A 17,920-nucleotide genomic window follows, 5' to 3' on the forward strand; every position below is an offset into this window, starting at 1 on the left:
CCCTTCTCACGGGGCGGCACCGTGCGCCGGTCCGTGTTCAGGAGATCCTAGGAGCATGCAGGTCTCCATTCTCGGACCGGTGCGGGTCGGCGCCGCCGGTGAGATCCCGGGCGCGGGCGTGCGCGCCCTGCTCGCGCGGCTGGCGCTGGCGCCGGGCCGGGTGGTCGGGGTCGAGACCATCGTCGACGACCTGTGGGCCGGGCCGCCCGCCAACCCGGCCAACGCCGTGCAGGCGGCGGCGTCGCGGCTGCGCAAGGCGCTGAACGGGCACCCGGTGACGGTCGACGCGGTGGCCGGCGGGTACCGCCTCGCGGTCGCCCGCGGCGACGTCGACGCCGCCGCGGCCGACGCGCTGCTGGCAGGCGCGGCTGCGGCGCTGCGCGACGGCGATCCCGCGGCCGCTGCCGCCGGGTCCGGCCAGGCCCTGGATCTCTGGCGGGGCGAGCCGCTGGCCGACGTCGGCGACGCGCCGTTCGCGCCGGTCGAGGCGGTCCGGCTGGCCACGCTGCGGCTGGACCTGCGCCGCACCCGCATCGAGGCCGACCTGCGCCGCGGCTCCCACGCCGACCTCCCGGCCGAGCTGGCCGGGCTCGTCGACGACCACCCGCTGGACGAGGCGCTGCTCGGCCAGCTGATGCGCGCGCTCGTCGCCACCGGCCGGTCGGCCGAGGCGCTGGCCGCGTACGAGGACGGCCGCGAGCGGCTGGCCGAGGCGTTCGGCGCCGACCCGGGCCCGCAGCTGCGCGACGTCCATCTGGCGGTGCTGACGCACGACCGCCCGGCGCTGCGGCTCGGCCCGGAGTCGCTGATCGCGCCGGCCGCACCCGACGCGCCCGCCGGGCCGGAGCCGAGCGGGCCCGGCCGCCCGCGGCTGCGCCGTTCCGTCACCCCGCTGCTCGGCCGCGACGACGAGCTGGCGCGGGTCGAGGCGCTGCTCGACGACGCCCGGCTGGTCACGCTGCTGGGCCCGGGCGGCGTCGGCAAGACCCGGCTCGCGACCGAACTGGGGCTGCGCCGGCTGGACCGCACCGGCCGCCCGGTGCACCTGGTCGAGCTGGCCGGTCTGCGCGACGACGCCGACGTGCTGCCCGCCGTGCTGGCCGCGCTCGGGCTGCGCGAGGTCAGCCTGGTCGACCGCGCCGGGTATCCGCTGTCGCGCACGCCGATCGAGCGGCTGCGCGACCTGCTGGCCGACAGCGACGCGCTGATCGTCGTCGACAACTGCGAGCACCTGGTCGACGCCGTCGCGCAGGTGGTGCACGAGATCGTGACGGCGTCGGCGGAGGTCCGCGTGCTGGCCACCAGCCGCACCCCGCTGGCCGTCGACGGCGAGGCCGTGCACCCGCTGCCCGCGCTGGCGCTGCCGCCCGACGGCGCCGGCCCGCTCGACTACCCGGCGGTGCGGCTGTTCCACGACCGCGCCCGGGCGGCCCGGCCGGCCGCCCGGCTGGACCCCGACGTCGTCACGGAGATCTGCCGGCACCTCGACGGCCTGCCGCTGGCCATCGAGCTGGCCGCGGCGAAGGTGCGGTCGATGTCGGTGGAGCAGCTGGCCGCCCGCCTCGACGACCGGTTCGGGCTGCTGGTCGGCGGCCCGCGGTCCGCGCCCGAGCGGCACCGCACGCTGCTCGCCGTCGTCCGCTGGAGCTGGGAGCTGCTGGGCCCCGCCGAGCAGGCGGTGCTGCGCCGGCTGGCCGTGCTGCCGGTCGGCGCCGACGCCGTCGCGGCGGCGGCCGTCTGCGGGTTCGGCGAGGTCGGCGCGGACGCCGTCGAGGCCGCCCTGGCCGGGCTGGCCGACCAGTCGCTGCTGGTCGTCGACGAGTCCGGCGGCGCAGTGCGGTTCCGGCTGCTCGAGACCGTCCGCGAGTTCGCCGACGCCGAGCTCGACGCGGCCGGCGAACGCGCCGCGACGATGGCCCGGCTGGTCGCCTGGGCCGCCGACCTCGCGCTGCGGGCCGAGCCGAACCTGCGCGGCCGCAGCCAGGTGACGTGGTTCGGCGTGCTGGCCGGCGAGCACGACAACCTGGTCGCCGGGCTGCGCGCCGCCATCGACACCGGCGACACCGGGTCGGCGTACACCATCGCGGTGACGATGTGCTGGTACTGGGCGGCGCTGGGCCTGCACTTCGAGGTGGCCGGCTGGGGCGAGCAGCTGATCGCGATGGACGGGCCGGCCGACCCCAGCACCGCCGCCGTCCTGTACGCCATCATGATCCCGAACTCGCTGGTCGCCGGGCCGACCCGCATGGGGGTGCGGTACATCAGGCGGCTGCGCCGGCTGGTCCGCGACGACGCCGGGCTGAGCCCGCTGGCCCGGGCCTTCGGCGAGCTCGTGCTCGCCGCGATGAACGGCCGGCCGTCGGAGCTGCAGCGGGCGGCCGCGAGCGTCGAGGCAGCCGGCGACCCGTGGGCGCGGTCCATGGCGTCGCTGTTCTTCAGCATCCTGGCCGACAACGAGGGGGAGCGGGGGGAGTCGCGCCGCCTGGCGCAGGAGGCGCGGACCGGCTTCGCCGCTCTCGGCGACCGGTGGGGCGTGGCGATGACCTCGATGACCCTCGGGCTGACGGAGGCCGCCGACGGCGACGGCACCACGGCCATCGAGCTGCTGGACGAGGCCGTGCGCAGCTTCGACATCCTCGGCATCCGCGAGGACGGCCGCCAGGTGCAGCTGCTGCGCGCGATCGTGCTGGTGCGCTCCGGGGAGATTTCGCGCGGCGTCGCCGAGCTGACCGCGCTGCAGGAGCGCTACCCGAACGACCCCGAGGTCGTCACCATGGCCGAGACCGGGCTGGCCGAGGCGGCGGCCCGGCTCGGCGACGCCCTGTCCATGCTGGCCCACTACGACGTCGCGGTCGCGGCGGCGCGGTCGGAGGAGGTGGGCGGGCCGCCGCAGCTGCGCGTCATGGCGCTGGCCGGCGCGGCCCTCGCCCGGCTGCGGGTCGGCCGCGACGACGTCGACGACCTGCTCGCCGACTCCTACCGGCTGGCGGTCGCCGACGGCGACCGGCCGGTCATCGGCGTGGTCGCGGTCGCCTACGGGCGGCTGGCCCTCGCCCGCGGCGACGGCGGCCGCGCGGCCCGGCTGATCGCGCTCGGCCGTCGCGTCGGCGCCGTCGAGCTGCTGGGCGACGTCCGCCACCCGGCCTTCGTCGAGCTCGCCGAGCCCGACGAGCAGCTGCTGGCGGCCGAACGCGAGCGCGCCCACGACCTCCCCGGCATCGCCGTCGTGCGGGAGATCGGGACGCTGCTCCGTCCGTGAGGGTCAGGACTTGCGGCGGTAGGCCCGCACGGTCAGCGGCGCGAACACCGCGACCAGGGCCGCGCAGCCGATCAGCGACCACCCGATCGCGCCCGCCTCCGGAGCGCCGGCCATCAGCCCGCGCACCGCGGTGACCAGGTGCGACACCGGGTTGACGTCGACCCAGGCGCGCAGCCAGCCGGGCATCGTCGACGGGTCGACGAACACGTTGCTGGCGAACGTCAGCGGGAACATCGCCAGCATGCTGACGCCCTGCACCGCGCCGGCCGAGCGCATGACCAGCCCGAGGAAGGCGAAGATCCAGCTCAGCGAGAACGCGAACACCAGCACCAGCAGCACGGCGGCGACCACGTCGAACACGGTGCCGTCCGGCCGGAAGCCCATGGCCATGCCGACGCCGAGGCAGACGACCGCCGCCACGACGTAGCGGATGCTGTCGGCCAGCAGCGCGCCGACCAGCGCGGACGGCCGCCAGATCGGCAGCGAGCGGAACCGGTCGAAGATGCCCTTGCCGATGTCGGTGTTCAGTGAGATGCCGGTGTACAGCGACGCCATCACGACGGTCTGCACGAGGATGCCGGGCAGCACGAACTGCAGGTACTGCTGCGTGCTGCCGGAGACGGCGCCGCCGAACAGGTAGACGAACATCACGATGAAGATCACCGGCTGGAACGTCACGTCGAACAACTGCTCCGGGATGCGCCGGATCTTCAGCACGCTGCGCCAGCCCAGCGTCAGGCTGGCCGACAGCGCGCTCGGCGGCTGCGGGCGCTCCACCCGGGCGGCGACGCTGCTGGCCGGCCGCTCGACGGCGCGGGTCTCGGTGGTGGTGGTCATGCGGCGGTCCTCTCGGCGTCGTCGTCGGCGCTGTGGCCGGTCAGGGTGAGGAAGACCTCGTCCAGGCTGGGGCGCTGCACGCCGATCTCGTCGATGCGGACGCCCTCGGCGCGCAGCCGGATCATCAGGTCGGCGACGAGGTCGGGGTCGGCGACCGGTGCGGTGATGACGCCGGCTTCCGGCGTGCGGTGCGGCGTGGTGTCCAGGGTCTGCGCCACCAGCCGCTCGGCGAGGTCGCGCTGCGTCTCGTCGGCCAGCCGCAGGTGCAGCGAGCTGCGGCCCACGGACGCCTTGAGGTCGGCGCTGGTGCCCTCGGCGATGACGGTGCCGCGGTCGATGACGGCGATGCGGTCGGCCAGCTGGTCGGCCTCGTCGAGGTACTGCGTGGTGAGCAGCACCGTCGTGCCGCCGGCGACGAGGTCGCGGACGATGTCCCAGACCTGCCCGCGGCTGCGCGGGTCCAGGCCGGTGGTCGGCTCGTCCAGGAACAGCACGTCCGGCGTGACGACGATGCTGGCCGCGAGGTCGATGCGCCGGCGCATGCCGCCGGAGAAGTGCTTGACCGGCCGGCTCGCGGCGTCGGTGAGGTCGAAGCTCTCCAGCAGCTCGGCCGCCCGCCGCTTCGACTGGGTGCGGCTCAGACCGACCAGCCGCGACTGCAGCACCAGGTTCTCGGTGCCGGTGAGGTCCTCGTCGACCGACGCGTACTGGCCGGTCAGGCCGATGAACTTGCGCACCTCGTCGGCGTCGTCGACGACGTCGCGGCCCAGCACCCGCGCGCTGCCGCCGTCGGGGCGCAGCAGGGTGGTGAGCATGCGGACGGTGGTGGTCTTCCCGGCGCCGTTCGGCCCGAGGACCCCGTACACGGTGCCGGCGCGGACGGCGAGGTCGACGCCGTCGACGGCGCGGTTCTCGCCGAACGTCTTGACCAGGCCGTGTGCCTCGATGGCCAGTGTGGTCATGCGGTCCTCCTGAGTTGATGTGCTCAGGATTCAGCGTCGGGGGTGCGGCTGACCGGCCGCTGACAGAGCGCTGACGGACCTCGTCAGAGGCTGGTCGTCAGAGTTTGGCGACCACCGCGGCGAGCAGGGCGCTGATGCGCGGGCCGGCGGCCTGACCTGCCTCGATGACCTCGGCGTGGCTCAGCGGCGTGGTGCTGATGCCGGCGGCGGGGTTGGTGACCAGCGAGATGCCGAGCACCTCGAGGCCGGCCTCGCGCGCGGCGATGGCCTCCAGCGCCGTCGACATGCCGACGAGGTCGCCGCCGAGGCGCTGCGCCATGCGGACCTCGGCCGGGGTCTCGTAGTGCGGGCCGCGGAACTGGACGTAGACGCCGTCGGGCAGGCTCGGGTCGACCTCGCGGGCGACGGCGCGCAGCCGCTGCGCGTAGAGGTCGGTGAGGTCGACGAAGTTCGCCCCCTCGATGGGCGACTCGGCGGTCAGGTTGAGGTGGTCGCTGATCAGCACCGGCGTGCCGGCCGGCCACTCCTCGCGCAGCCCGCCGCAGCCGTTCGTCAGTACCAGCGTGCGTGCGCCCGCCGCGGCCGCCGTGCGCACCCCATGCACGACGGCGCGCACGCCGCGGCCCTCGTAGAGGTGGGTGCGGGCGCCGAGGACGAGGGCGTGCCGGCCGGTGTCGCCGATGCGGACGGAGCGCAGCGTGCCCACGTGCCCCTCGACGGCCGGCTTCGCGAACCCGGGGACGTCGGTGCTCGGGATGGTCGCCACGGTCTCGCCGACGAGGTCGGCCGCGCCGCCCCACCCGGACCCCAGCACCAGCGCGATGTCGTGCCGCTCCACCCCGGTGGCGGCGGCGATGTGCTCGGCCGCGGCCCGTGCGGCGGCCCGCGGATCGTCCAGCAGCTCGGTCACCGGCCGACTGTACCTTGCGGGGGCGCCCGCCTCGTCCGCTGCTTCGGCCACTCTCGTCGAGGATGCTGACCGCCCGGGGTCCGGGGGTTGGATGCGACGTGTTGACGGTGGCGCCAACTGTTGGCGTCAGCGTCAACACGCGCGAACGCAGCACCGCCCGTATGGCGGTCAGGCGCCGGCCTTCGGTGCGGAGTCGCGGCGGACGCCGTCGATGCTGACGCCGCGCCAGGTCAGGATCGCGATGAGGACGGCCGCCACCGTGATGGCGATGTCGGCGACGTTACCCACGAACAGGCCGCCGTAGTCGATGAAGTCGACGACGTGGCCCTCGGGGAAGCCCGGATCGCGGAACAGCCGGTCGATGAGGTTGCCGAACGCGCCGCCCAGCAGCAGCCCGAGCGCGATGGCCCACGCCGTCGAGCCGAGCTTCGCCGACGCCCGGATGACCGCCGCGATCACGACGACCACGAGCAGCGTGAGCAGCCACGTCAGCCCTGTCGCGATCGAGAACGCCGCGCCCGAGTTGTACAGCAGCCGCAGCTGCAGCAGGTCGCCGACGATCTCGATCGGCTCGCGGCCGGCCAGCTCGCGCTCGGCCCACCACTTGGTCAGCTGGTCGGCCGCCGTCAGCGCGACGGTGATGGCGGCGAGCCGGCCGATCAGCCGCCAGTTCGTCGACGAGGACGGCGCGGGCTGCTCGGGCGATGGGTCGCCGGCCGCGGGATCGTCGCCGGCCGCGGGGTCGGGTGTGGTCGGCACGGTGTAAGGGTGCCATGCCGGTGCGCCGCGCCCCAGCACCGGGCGGACGACAGAGCGTACCGGTGTACGGGACAATGGCCGGGTGACACGTGTGGCGATTCTCGGTGGCGGACCCGGCGGCTACGAGGCGGCGCTGGTGGCGGCGCAGCTCGGAGCGGAGGTCACGCTGGTCGACCGCGACGGCCTGGGCGGCTCGGCCGTCCTCACCGACTGCGTGCCCAGCAAGACCCTCATCGCGACCGCCGAGGTGGTCAGCGACGCCGCCGAGTCCGCGGAACTGGGCGTCGAGCTGGGCCACGACTCCGTCGGCGTCGACCTGCGGCGGGTCAACAAGCGGGTGCTCGAACTGGCCAAGGCGCAGTCGGCCGACACCGCGGCGACGGTCGAGAAGGCCGGCGTGCGCATCGTGCGCGGCAGCGGGCGGCTGGCGCCCGGCGACCGCGTCGTCGTCGACGATGGCGCCCACGAGTTCGTCGCCGACGTCGCGCTGCTGGCCACGGGCGCGCGGCCGCGCATCCTGCCCGAGGCCGAGCCCGACGGCGAGCGCATCCTCACCTGGGAGCAGGTCTACGACCTCGACGAGCTCCCGTCGCACCTGATCGTCGTCGGTTCCGGCGTCACCGGCGCCGAGTTCGCCAGCGCCTACAACGCGCTCGGGTCCGAGGTCACGCTGGTGTCGTCGCGCGACCGCGTCCTGCCCGGCGAGGACGCCGACGCCGCGTACGTCCTGGAAGAGGTGTTCGCGCGGCGCGGGCTGAACGTGCTGTCGCGGTCGCGGGCGGCGTCGGTGCGGCGCGACGGCTCGGGGGTCGTCGTGACGCTGACGGACGGGCGCGCGGTGCGCGGCTCGCACTGCCTCATGGCGGTCGGGTCGGTGCCGAACGTCGAGGGGCTCGGGCTGTCCGACTGCGGCGTGGCGCTCGACGACCGCGGCTTCGTCAAGGTCGACCGCGTGTCCCGCACGTCGGCGCGCGGCGTGTACGCGGCCGGCGACGTCACCGGCGTCAACATGCTCGCGTCGGTGGCGGCCATGCAGGGGCGGACGGCCATGTGGCACGCCCTCGGCGACGCCGTGTCGCCGCTGAACCTCAAGACCGTCGCCGCGAACGTCTTCACCGACCCCGAGATCGCCACCGTCGGCTGGTCCCAGGCCGCCGTCGACGCCGGCGACATCGACGCCGTGGCCGTCAAGCTGCCGCTGGCCACCAACGCGCGGGCGAAGATGCTGGGCATCCGCGACGGTTTCGTGAAGCTGTTCTGCCGGCCCGGCACCGGCATCATCGTCGGCGGGGTCGTGGTGGCGCCGCGGGCCAGCGAGCTGATCCACCCCATCTCACTGGCGGTCGAGGCCGCCCTCACCGTCGACCAGATGGCCCGCGCCTTCACCGTCTACCCGTCGCTGTCCGGCTCGGTGGCCGAGGCGGCGCGGCAGCTGCACCGCCGCGACTAACCGCTGACGAAGAACGGCGCCGGGTCGTCCTTCAGCGCCTGCAGCAGCCGCTGCTGCTGGTCGCCGGTCAGCGGCGGCAGCTCGTCCGGCGCGAACCAGCCGACCGCCAGCGACTCGTCGTCGTTGACCTTGGCCTCGCCGCCGACCGGGCGACACCGGAAGGCGATGTCGAGGAACTGGACGCGGTCGCCGTTCGGGTAGGCCGCCGGCGTGCCGGCGACGACGCTGCTGAGGCGCTCGACCTCGATGCGCACCCCGGTCTCCTCCCACGCCTCCCGCACGACGGCGACGGCGGGCTGCTCGCCGGGCTCGAGGATGCCGCTGATCAGCGCCCACTGCCCGGTGTCGGAGCGCTGGTGCAGCAGCACCCGCCCCTCCCCGTCGACGACGACCGCCGTGACGCCGCTCAGCCACAGCAACTCGTGGCCGACGCGCTCGCGCAGCGCCAGGATGAACTCAGGCGTCGGCACGGCTCAGCGCTTCGCCGAGCTCACTCGAACCCGCCGAAGTCGCCGCCGCCGCCGTCGAAACCGCCACCGCCCCAGTCACCGCCGCCGCCGTCGAAGCCACCGCCACCGAAGTCGCCACCGCCACCGTCGAAGCCGCCGCCATCGCCACCGCCGTCGATGTAGACGGGGTTGGACAGCGCCGAACCCAGCATGGTGCCCATGAGCATGCCCGGCAGCAGGCCGCCGAAGTACCCGCCGGCCCACCCGCCGTACGCGGGGCCCGCGTCGTAGTACGGACGGCGTTCGCCGTCGCCGACCGGGACCATGCGGGTCTCGGGATCGGCGCCGGCCTTGACCCGCATCGCGTCGGCGGCGCAGGCCGGGACCGTGCGCGGCGCGCCACCGATGGGCGCCCAGTCCACGTCCTCGACGGACGGGCCGTGGCCGGGGTCGAAGAAGCAGGGCAGCCGGCGCTCCGGGATCGGCTCGCCCTTGACCCGCGCATCGACGCAGGCCAGCAGCCAGCGGCCCTCCTCGAGGGCGGTGGTGACGGGCTTGAGATCGGTGGGCCGCTCGGCGCGGTCGGCGAAGGTCTTGGCGTTCTCGTAGAGGTCGAGGGCGCGGCCGTACTCGTTGCGGGCCTCGATCGGGACCTTGGAGTCGTGACGGAGGTCGAGGTCGAGCTCGGACAGCCGCTCGCCGTACTTGGTGATGTCCTCCTCGAGGGCGCCGCGGACCTGCACGAGTTGCGCACGTTCCTTGCTGCGCTTGTTGCGGCGGTACAGCAGGAAGCCGCCACCGCCGGCGGCCGCCAGGATGGCGAGCGGGAGCAGCCCGCCTCCTCCACTGTCACGCGATCCGGAACCCGTACCGCCCCCAGAGCCCTGCCCGGAGATGGCCTGCTCCGCCGTCGCGACGAAGTCGGAGATGCCGCTGCCGAGATTGTCGCTCGCGTTGCCGAGTTCCTGGCTCGCCATCCCCTCGGCATCCCGGAATTCGGTCGAGCCGGCGCTGAGTCTCTGGTCTCCGAAGACCACGAGATAGGTGCCGTCGCCCAGTTGCTGGTTCAACGCGGCGGCCGCGCCCGAATTGGCCAGCGCTGCGGGGAGAACCGCGACGTAGAACGTCGACGACGCGTCCTCGACGGCGGAACGCGCCGTGGACTGTGCGCTGCTGTCGAACGTGACGCCGAGCTCACTGAGTTCGTCGACCGCGGCCGGGTCGACGTAGAGCGGGTCGGATTGGAGGGCGGCGGCGACGTCGTCCAAGCTGCTCGACATACACCCATCATCCACGGTCTGGCGCGTCGTGCCACGAGCAGGTCCGGCCGGGACGATCAGCCGCGCCGGCGTTGTCGGGGCCGGATGGTTCGATGGACCCGTGGAGAAGCTCACCTGGAACCAGGTGCTGGCCCGCCGGCTGCGGCGCCTGCACGTCACCGACCCGTCCGCCGGTCTCGTCGACACCGCGGGCCGGTTGGTGGGGCTGCACGCGCAGGTGGCGTCGTCCGCCGAGCTGATCGCCGCCGTCCGCACGCCGGGCTACGCGCTCGGCGACACCGGCACGGCGCTGTGGACCGACCGCACGCTGGTGAAGACGTGGGGCATGCGCGGCACGCTGCACCTGTTCCCGTCGCACGAGCTGCCGCTGCTGGTGGCGGCCTGGGCGCAGCGGCAGTGGCCCAACGTCAACGCCGCGTGGGAGCGCTACCACGGCGTCAACCTCGCCGTGTTGCAGCAGGTCACCGAGATCATCGGCCAGGTGCTGCCGGGCCGGGTGCTCACCCGCGAGGAACTGCTGGCCGAGATCGCCCGCGAGGTCCGCGCCCCCGGCATCGCCGACGCGGTGCGGTCGGGGTGGGGCCAGATGTTCAAGCCGGCCGCGGCGGGCGGCCTGCTCTGCTCGGGGCCTGAGCGCGACCGCAACGTCACCTTCACCAGCCCGCGCACCTGGCTGCCCGACGTCTCGTGGGACGACCAGCCCGACCAGCACACCGCCCTGAGCACGCTCATCGAGCGGTTCCTCGACATCTACGGGCCGGCCACCCACGTCGACTTCAGCCGCTGGTGGGGCATCGACGCCGCGAAGGCGCGGCGGGTCTTCAAGGAGCACGCCGAGGTCATGGTCGAGGCCGAGGTCGACGGCGTCGCGTGCTGGTCCACGCCGGCGGCGCTGGCCGACCTCCAAGCGCACGAGGGCGACGACGGCGGCGGCGTCCACCTGCTGCCCGGCTTCGACCCGTACGTCATCGCGCCCATCGGGCACCGCGTGCACACCGTGCCCGACGGCTTCATCGACCGCGTGTCGCGCGCCGCCGGCTGGATCTCGCCGGTCGTGCTGGTCGACGGCGTCGTGCGCGGCGTCTGGAGCCACGAGCTGAAGAACGGCGCGCTGACCATCACCGTCGAACCGTTCGCCAAGGTCAGCGCCGCCACGAAGAAGGCCGCGACGGCCGCGGCCCGGCGCTACGGAGAACTGTTCGACGCCGAGCCGCGGCTCACCTGGGGGTGATGCGTCAGGCGGCCTCTTCGTGCACCCGGTCCACGGCGACGCGCACCGTCACCCGCTGCTCGCCCTCCTTGCGGAACGGGTAGCTGTCGGCGTCGAGGTACTTCTTCGCCAGCCGGTCGATCACGTCGTCGCCGTCGTCGGTGGTGAGGGTGGCGCGGCCGGTGACGCTGGCCCACCGCCACGCGTTGTCCGGGTCCAGCACGCTCACCGAGACGACGTCGTTCTCACGCAGCCGCCGCTCCTTCACCCGGCCGGCGGCGGTGTTGAAGACCACGCCGTCGCCGTCGACGTCCACCCAGACGATCGAGTTGTGTGGGCGGCCGTCGGCGTCGAGGACGGTGGCCCAGGCCGGGATCGGGCGGGAGAACAGCTCACGGGCGGTGTCCGACAGAGCGGGCATACGGGTGCATCCCTTCAGAAAAGGTTGACGTGTCAAGTGTTGCCACTATCGACAACACCGGACGCACCCGTGGTCCTTCCCGGAATCAGCCTTCGATCGTGCAGATGACGGCGCCGTTCGCGATGGTCGCACCGACCTCGGCGGTCAGCCCGGTGACCGTGCCGGCCTTGTGCGCCGTGATGGGCTGCTCCATCTTCATCGCCTCCATGACGACGACGACGTCACCTTCGGCGACGCTCTGGCCGTCCTCGGCGACCACCTTGATGATGGTCCCCTGCATCGGCGACGTGAGCGCGTCGCCGCCGGCCGCGGCCGCACCGGCCCGCCCGGACGAGCGCCGCACCGGCCGCCGGGCCGCCCCGGCCCCCGCGCCGACGAGGGCGGACGAGCCCAGCCCGGCCGGCAGCACGACCTCCAGCCGCTTGCCGCCGATCTCGACGGTGATGCGCTCGCGCGCGTCGTCACCCTCCGGCGCGGCGTCGGCGGCGAACGGCGCGAACGGGTTCGTCCACTCGGTCTCGATCCAGCGGGTGTGCACGGCGAACGGCTCGTCGTCGGCGGCGGGGACGAAGGCGGGGTCGTCGAGGACGGCGCGGTGGAACGGGATGACCGTGGCCAGGCCGCCGACCTCGAACTCGGCCAGCGCCCGCCGCGCCCGCTCGACCGCCTGACGCCGCGAGGCGCCGGTGACCACCAGCTTGGCCAGCAGGGAGTCGAAGTTCTGCCCGACGACGCTGCCCGCCTCGACGCCGGCGTCGACGCGCACGCCCGGTCCGGACGGCGGCCGGAACGTGGTGACGGCGCCCGGGGTGGGCAGGAAGTTGCGCCCGGGGTCCTCGCCGTTGATGCGGAACTCGATCGAGTGCCCGCGCACGACCGGGTCGTCGTAGCCCAGTTCCTCGCCCTCGGCGACGCGGAACATCTCACGGACGAGGTCGAGGCCGGTGACCTCCTCGGTGACCGGGTGCTCGACCTGCAGCCGGGTGTTGACCTCGAGGAACGAGATGGTGCCGTCGAGGCCGACCAGGAACTCGCAGGTGCCGGCGCCGACGTAGCCGGCCTCGCGCAGGATGGCCTTGGACGCGCGGTACAGCTCGGCGTTCTGCTCGTCGGTGAGGAATGGCGCCGGCGCCTCCTCGACCAGCTTCTGGTGCCGCCGCTGCAGCGAGCAGTCGCGGGTCGAGACGACGACGACGTTGCCGTGGCGGTCGGCCAGGCACTGGGTCTCGACGTGGCGCGGGCGGTCGAGGTAGCGCTCGACGAAGCACTCGCCGCGGCCGAACGCCGCGACGGCCTCGCGCACCGCGGACTCGTACAGGTCGGGGATCTCGTCCAGCGTGCGGGCCACCTTGAGGCCGCGCCCGCCGCCGCCGAAGGCGGCCTTGATGGCGACCGGCAGCCCGTGCTCCTCGGCGAACGCGACGACCTCGGCGGCGCCGGTGACGGGGTCGGAGCTGCCGGCGACGAGCGGTGCGCCGGCCCGCGCGGCGATGTGCCGGGCGCTGACCTTGTCGCCCAGTGCGGTGATGGCGGCCGGCGGCGGGCCGATCCAGACCAGCCCGGCGTCGAGGACGGCCTGCGCGAACCCGGCGTTCTCGGCGAGGAAGCCGTAGCCGGGGTGGACGGCGTCGGCGCCGGAGCGCGCGGCGACGTCGAGCAGCTTCGCGATGTCGAGGTAGGTCTCGGCGGCGGTCTCGCCGCCGAGCGCGTACGCCTCGTCGGCGAGCCGGGCGTGCGGCGCGTCGCGGTCGCCGTCGGCGTAGACGGCCACGCTGGTGAGGCCGCCGTCGCGGCAGGCGCGGATGACCCGCACCGCGATCTCGCCCCGGTTGGCCACGAGAACCTTGCTGATCCGGCGGTACTCCACGCTGGCTCCCTCCCAGAACTGCTGGCGAGTCTAGGGTGTCGCGTTCCCAGGCAACCCGCGCGGCCGGTGCTGCGTGTTCACGGCAATGACGCGATACGGGCAGAGCGGGGTCGTGATGCTAATACAGTCCCCTGACGGGGAAACCGCACCGGCCGTGGGCGCGACGGTGATGGCGGGCCGCATCGAGCCGGACGAGGCGACGATGGATTTCGAGGAGTTCGCCCGGGCCAGTCTGCCCGGTCTGCTGCGCTATGGACACGCGCTGACGGGGTCGCCGCACGACGCGGCCGACCTCGTGCAGACAGCGCTGGAGAAGGCCGGCGCCCGGTGGTCGAAGATCACCCGGCACGACGCCGACCCGATCGCCTACGTGCGGCGATCGATGGCCAACGCGCACGTGAGCCGCTGGCGGCGGCGCCGGCGCGAGGTGCTGGTCGACGAGTTCCCGGACCAGGGCGTGGCCCTGCCGGACCGCCTCGACGGCGAGCCGCTCTGGCACGCGCTGGCCGAACTGCCGCCGCGGCAGCGAGCCGTGGTGGTGCTGCGCTACTACGAGGACCTGTCCGAGGCGGAGATCGCCGCGGCTCTGGGCATCACCGCGGGCACGGTGAAGAGCCAGGCGAGCAAGGCACTGACGAAGTTGAGGGCGAGCATGTCCTCGGTGGAGGGACGAGACCGATGAACGACTTCGACGACGATCTGCGCCGCCTGCTGGGTGACGACCGGCTCGCGCTGACACCGCGCGCCGACGCCGTCGACCGCATCGTCAGGGGCGCCCGGCGCCGTCGCGCCGCACGGGTGGCCGCGACCGCGGCGGGCAGCGTGGGTCTGGTGGCCGCGGTGACGGTGGGATCGTTCGCGGTGGCCGGCCAGTTCACCGCCGCGCCGGACCCCGTGCAGCCGGCCGAGACCCCGTCCGTCCCGACCGACGACCCGACGCCGGCACCCAGCGAGACCCCGACGGCCGCCGCGCCGGTGGTGGTCTACCCGAACGAGGGCATCGACGGCCTCACCGTCGGCACGAAGCTGGCCGACCTGGAGAACGTCGACGGCGTCGAGATCACCCGGTACGCGCCGGAGGACGGCTACAGCGAGCTCTGCTACGGCGAGTACCGCAGCCCGAGCGCGCACGGGTACATCTCGACCCGGGGAACGTTCGGGATGGTCCCGGACGACCTGGACCCGTACTACGAGGTGTCCACCGTGAGCTTCGACGTGCCGGTGGCGACCCCCGAGGGGATCACGCCGGGCGCCACCGAGACCGACCTCTTCGCGGCGTACCCGAACCTCGATCTCTACGGCAAGCCCGACGACGGGCACCGGGCGGTGTTCGAGGGCGAGGACATCATCCAGCGCGGCTGGGACTTCCCGGTGACCGGCGGCGTCGTCACCGAGATCGTCATGGAGGGCCTGCACCAGTGTCAGAAGGCGCCGATCCTCGACCCGCCCACCGGCGGCGACGAGGGCGAGGAGGAGCCGGCCGACCCGCCGGACGGCACCGAGCCGGCCGACGACCCCACCGAGACGCCCGGCGACACCGACACACCCGGTGGCGGCACCGAGGCCGGGTGGAGCGTCGACGGCGACGAGATCCTGTCCCCGATCCGGCTCGGCATGACGCTGGCGGAGCTGCAGGCGGTCGAGGGCGTGCAGATCAGCACCGACGGCGGCGGCGACGGGATCTGCTACGGCAGCTTCACGCTGGGCACGCAGACCGGCGCGATCTCGGTGCGGCGCGACTTCGGCAGCGACGACCCGCCGGAGCCCGCCGGGTCGGACGACGACTACCGCGTCACGTACTTCTCGACCAGCGACCCGGCCGCGACGACGCCGCTCGGGATCGGCCCGGGGTCGACCTTCGAGCAGGTGCGCGAGGCCTACCCGGACGTCGTCACCGGCGACACCTTCGACGCCTACGTGCCCGACGCGGGGAACCCGGCGGTGCGCTGGCTGTTCGTGTCGGGCGACGGCGAGACGGTCGCGAGCCTGGGCCTCGACGCCGGCCAGAACTGCTGGGGCTGATCGAGCAACCAACCGGCCCGTCCGCGCGTGTTCCTGATCAACGAGGCAGGGACGGCGAAGCGGGGTCGTGATGTTCATTCAGTCCCCAGGCGGGGAGGCCGCACCGGCCGTGGGCGCGACGGTGGTGGGCCGCTCGGAGACGGGCGAGGCGACGGTGGAGTTCGAGGACTTCGTCCGGGCGAGTCTGCCCGGGCTGCTGCGGTACGGACACGCGCTGACGGGGTCGCCGCACGACGGCGCCGACCTCGTGCAGACGGTGCTGGAGAAGGTGGGGTCGCGCTGGGCGAAGCTGATGCGCCAGGACGTCGACCCGCTCGCCTACGTGCGCCGGTCCATGGCCAACGCGCACGTGAGCCGCTGGCGGCGGCGCCGGCGTGAGGTGCTGGTCGACGAGTTCCCGGAGCGCGCGGTCATGCCGCCCGACCGCCTCGACGGCGAGCCGGTGTGGCAGGCGCTGGCCCAGCTGCCGCCGCGGCAGCGGGCGGTGCTGGTGCTGCGCTACTACGAGGACTTCTCCGAGGCGCAGATCGCGGCGACGCTCGGTATCTCCGCGGGCACGGTGAAGAGCCAGGCGAGCAAGGCGCTGGCGAAGTTGAGGGCGAGTCTGTCCTCGGTGGAGGGAAGCGACCGATGAACGAGTTCGACGACGAGTTGCGCCGGATCTTCGGCGACGACCGGCTCGCGGTGCCGCCCGGCTCGGACGCGGTCGGGCGCATCGTCCGCGGTGCCCGCCGACGGCGCACCGTGCGCATGGTCGCCTCCGCCGCGGGCTCGGTCGGCCTGGTGGCGGCGGTCGCGTTCGGCTCGATGGCCGTCACCGGGCAGTTCACCGCGGCGCCCACGTACGAGCCGCAGCCGGCCGAGTCGCCGGAGGTCAGGCCGGCGCCCGAGCTGACGCCCGACAGCGAGACGCCGCCCAAGGGCGCGGCCGCCCCGTCCGGCGACATCACCGGCGACGCGACCGGCGAGGCCAGTGGCCCGTCCACGGCCGACCCGGCGACGGAGCAGCCCATCGGCGCCGACCCGGGCGGCGAGGCGTCCGGCGACGTCCCCGAACCGGTCGACGTCAGCGGGTTGCCGCTGTTCGACCCGGCCGCGCCGTTCGACGGCGTCCAGGTGCGCATGACGCTGGCCGAGCTGGCCAGTGTCCCCGGGATCGAGATCACCCGGCTGAGCAGCGACCCCCGCAGCATCTCGCCGGCCGCCTGCTACGGCTCGTTCCGCACGGCGACCTCGCACGGCTACATCTCGCTGCGCGGTGCCTGGGGGAGCCCGCCGGACGACCCGGCCGAACTGTACGCCGCGTACGAGGTCGCGACCGTGATCACGGACGTCGCGGTCCGGACGCCGGAGGGCCTCGGCGTGGGCAGCACCATCGACGACCTGTTCACCCTGTACCCGGACGCGTACGCGGCGTACCCGGGCGCGGGCCCCGGCGAGCCGGACGGCTACGACGTCGGGGTCCCCGGTCTCGGCGGCCTCGCTTCGCACCTGCGGATCCAGGTCACCGACGGCGTCGTCAGCCAGATCGACCACGACGGCGTGCACAACTGCGGCGACGACCCGCGGCCGGTGGACGAGCCGGCGCCGGCCGACTTCGACGTGCCCGGGGCGGACGTGTTCGGGCCGGTCCGGCTCGGCATGACGCTGTCCGAGCTGCGCACGGTCGCCGGCGTCGAGCTGAGCGAGTGGGAGGGCTACGAGAGCAAGCCGTACTGCTACGGGCAGTTCCGGATCGGCGACGTGAGCGGGCTGGTCTCCGTGCGCCGGGACGTCACGTCCGGCGACCTGCCGGCACCGGCGGCCACCGAGGACGACTTCGTCGTCACGGAAATCGGATCGACGGCGGCCGCGACGCTGACCCCGGCCGGCGTCGGCGTCGGGTCGACGCTGGAGCAGATCGCCGCCGCTCAGCCCGGGTACACCACCGACGATCCGATGTCGGCCCTCCCGGCGGCGCCGGCCACACAGGGCGTGCGCTGGACGTTCGAGCTGTGGGACGCCGACGTCGTGCAGCGGCTCGGGCTCGACGCGGGGCACACCTGCATCGGGTGAGCGTCAGCCGGTGAGGCGGTCGAGGTCGGCGCGGCAGCGACGCTCCAGTTCGGCGAGCTCGGACAGGGTGGCGTCGATGTCGCGCCGGCGCTGCTCGAGCTCCGCGCGCCGGTGCTCGACCTGGTCGAGCAGGTAGCGCAGCTGGCCGACCTCGCCGGGCTCGGCGTCGTACATACCGATGATCGTCTTGATCTCGTCCAGGGGGAAGCCCAGCCGCTTGCCGCGCAGCACCAGGCCCAGCCGGACGCGGTCGCCGTCGGCGAAGATGCGGCGGGTGCCGTTGCGGGCCGGGGTGAGCAGGCCCTGCTCTTCGTAGAACCGGATCGTCCGCAGCGTGACGCCGAACTCGTCGGCCAGTTCCGCGATGCTCCACGTCCGCTCGCTGTCCACCACAGTCTCCTCGCTCGAACCCCTGGCCGGGACCTGCAACTTACGTTAA

Annotated in this window: 16 protein-coding genes; 7 read left to right on the forward strand and 9 right to left on the reverse strand. The window is 74.0% G+C overall.

What is annotated here, in order from left to right:
- Positions 1-55: 55 nt before the first annotated feature.
- Positions 56-3,259, forward strand: a complete 3,204-nt coding sequence (locus BLV02_RS03110) for an ATP-binding protein (protein ID WP_069110539.1) — start codon at positions 56-58, stop codon at positions 3,257-3,259.
- A 3-nt stretch (positions 3,260-3,262) separates the two neighbouring features.
- Here BLV02_RS03110 and BLV02_RS03115 read toward each other — a convergent pair whose 3' ends face one another.
- The 4 genes from BLV02_RS03115 to lspA form a co-directional block, all read right to left on the reverse strand.
- Positions 3,263-4,096 (reverse strand): ABC transporter permease, encoded by an 834-nt coding sequence (locus tag BLV02_RS03115; protein ID WP_069110538.1) that lies wholly within the window; start codon positions 4,094-4,096, stop codon positions 3,263-3,265.
- Complete coding sequence (locus BLV02_RS03120; protein ID WP_069110537.1) at positions 4,093-5,058, reverse strand: ATP-binding cassette domain-containing protein; 966 nt, start codon at positions 5,056-5,058, stop codon at positions 4,093-4,095. The genes BLV02_RS03115 and BLV02_RS03120 overlap by 4 nt, the downstream gene beginning before the upstream one ends.
- A 97-nt stretch (positions 5,059-5,155) precedes the next feature.
- On the reverse strand, positions 5,156-5,959 hold the full coding sequence (locus BLV02_RS03125) for a purine-nucleoside phosphorylase (protein ID WP_425432572.1): 804 nt from the start codon (positions 5,957-5,959) through the stop codon (positions 5,156-5,158).
- Positions 5,960-6,136: 177 nt separating this feature from the next.
- Positions 6,137-6,727 (reverse strand): signal peptidase II, encoded by a 591-nt coding sequence (lspA, locus tag BLV02_RS03130; RefSeq protein ID WP_069110744.1) that lies wholly within the window; start codon positions 6,725-6,727, stop codon positions 6,137-6,139.
- An 82-nt stretch (positions 6,728-6,809) separates the two neighbouring features.
- Here lspA and BLV02_RS03135 point away from each other — a divergent pair, with 82 nt between their 5' ends.
- Positions 6,810-8,177 (forward strand): NAD(P)H-quinone dehydrogenase, encoded by a 1,368-nt coding sequence (locus BLV02_RS03135; RefSeq protein WP_069110535.1) that lies wholly within the window; start codon positions 6,810-6,812, stop codon positions 8,175-8,177.
- Here BLV02_RS03135 and BLV02_RS03140 read toward each other — a convergent pair.
- Both BLV02_RS03140 and BLV02_RS36250 read right to left on the reverse strand, forming a co-directional pair.
- The gene (locus tag BLV02_RS03140) at positions 8,174-8,647 is read right to left on the reverse strand and encodes an NUDIX hydrolase (protein WP_069110534.1); all 474 of its coding nucleotides are present in this window, start codon (positions 8,645-8,647) and stop codon (positions 8,174-8,176) included. The genes BLV02_RS03135 and BLV02_RS03140 overlap by 4 nt on opposite strands.
- A 20-nt stretch (positions 8,648-8,667) precedes the next feature.
- On the reverse strand, positions 8,668-9,906 hold the full coding sequence (locus BLV02_RS36250) for a hypothetical protein (protein WP_069110533.1): 1,239 nt from the start codon (positions 9,904-9,906) through the stop codon (positions 8,668-8,670).
- Positions 9,907-10,006: 100 nt separating this feature from the next.
- On the opposite strand from BLV02_RS36250, the gene BLV02_RS03150 reads away from it, so the two are divergent.
- Positions 10,007-11,137 carry a winged helix DNA-binding domain-containing protein gene (locus tag BLV02_RS03150; protein ID WP_069110532.1) on the forward strand — a complete coding sequence of 377 codons (1,131 nt, stop codon included), beginning with the start codon at positions 10,007-10,009 and terminating at the stop codon, positions 11,135-11,137.
- A gap of 4 nt (positions 11,138-11,141) precedes the next feature.
- Here the strand turns inward: BLV02_RS03150 and BLV02_RS03155 are convergent, their stop codons facing one another.
- Both BLV02_RS03155 and BLV02_RS03160 read right to left on the reverse strand, forming a co-directional pair.
- Complete coding sequence (locus BLV02_RS03155; protein WP_069110531.1) at positions 11,142-11,537, reverse strand: PPOX class F420-dependent oxidoreductase; 396 nt, start codon at positions 11,535-11,537, stop codon at positions 11,142-11,144.
- 85 nt (positions 11,538-11,622) lie between these two features.
- The gene (locus tag BLV02_RS03160) at positions 11,623-13,389 is read right to left on the reverse strand and encodes an ATP-binding protein (protein WP_069110743.1); all 1,767 of its coding nucleotides are present in this window, start codon (positions 13,387-13,389) and stop codon (positions 11,623-11,625) included.
- 184 nt (positions 13,390-13,573) lie between these two features.
- Here BLV02_RS03160 and BLV02_RS03165 point away from each other — a divergent pair, with 184 nt between their 5' ends.
- The 4 genes from BLV02_RS03165 to BLV02_RS03180 all read left to right on the forward strand — a co-directional run bounded on the left by BLV02_RS03165 (position 13,574) and on the right by BLV02_RS03180 (position 17,481).
- On the forward strand, positions 13,574-14,086 hold the full coding sequence (locus BLV02_RS03165; RefSeq protein WP_069110742.1) for a SigE family RNA polymerase sigma factor: 513 nt from the start codon (positions 13,574-13,576) through the stop codon (positions 14,084-14,086).
- Complete coding sequence (locus BLV02_RS36255; RefSeq protein WP_069110530.1) at positions 14,083-15,426, forward strand: hypothetical protein; 1,344 nt, start codon at positions 14,083-14,085, stop codon at positions 15,424-15,426. Before BLV02_RS03165 ends, BLV02_RS36255 begins: the two co-directional genes overlap by 4 nt.
- 70 nt (positions 15,427-15,496) lie before the next feature.
- Entirely contained in the window at positions 15,497-16,060 is a 564-nt protein-coding gene (locus BLV02_RS03175) for a SigE family RNA polymerase sigma factor (RefSeq protein WP_083412361.1), read from the forward strand.
- Positions 16,057-17,481, forward strand: a complete 1,425-nt coding sequence (locus BLV02_RS03180) for a hypothetical protein (protein WP_069110529.1) — start codon at positions 16,057-16,059, stop codon at positions 17,479-17,481. The genes BLV02_RS03175 and BLV02_RS03180 overlap by 4 nt, the downstream gene beginning before the upstream one ends.
- 3 nt (positions 17,482-17,484) lie before the next feature.
- Here the strand turns inward: BLV02_RS03180 and BLV02_RS03185 are convergent, their stop codons facing one another.
- The gene (locus BLV02_RS03185) at positions 17,485-17,871 is read right to left on the reverse strand and encodes a MerR family transcriptional regulator (protein ID WP_197682671.1); all 387 of its coding nucleotides are present in this window, start codon (positions 17,869-17,871) and stop codon (positions 17,485-17,487) included.
- Positions 17,872-17,920: the final 49 nt, after the last annotated feature.

This window comes from Jiangella alba (assembly GCF_900106035.1).
GTDB lineage: Bacteria > Actinomycetota > Actinomycetes > Jiangellales > Jiangellaceae > Jiangella > Jiangella alba.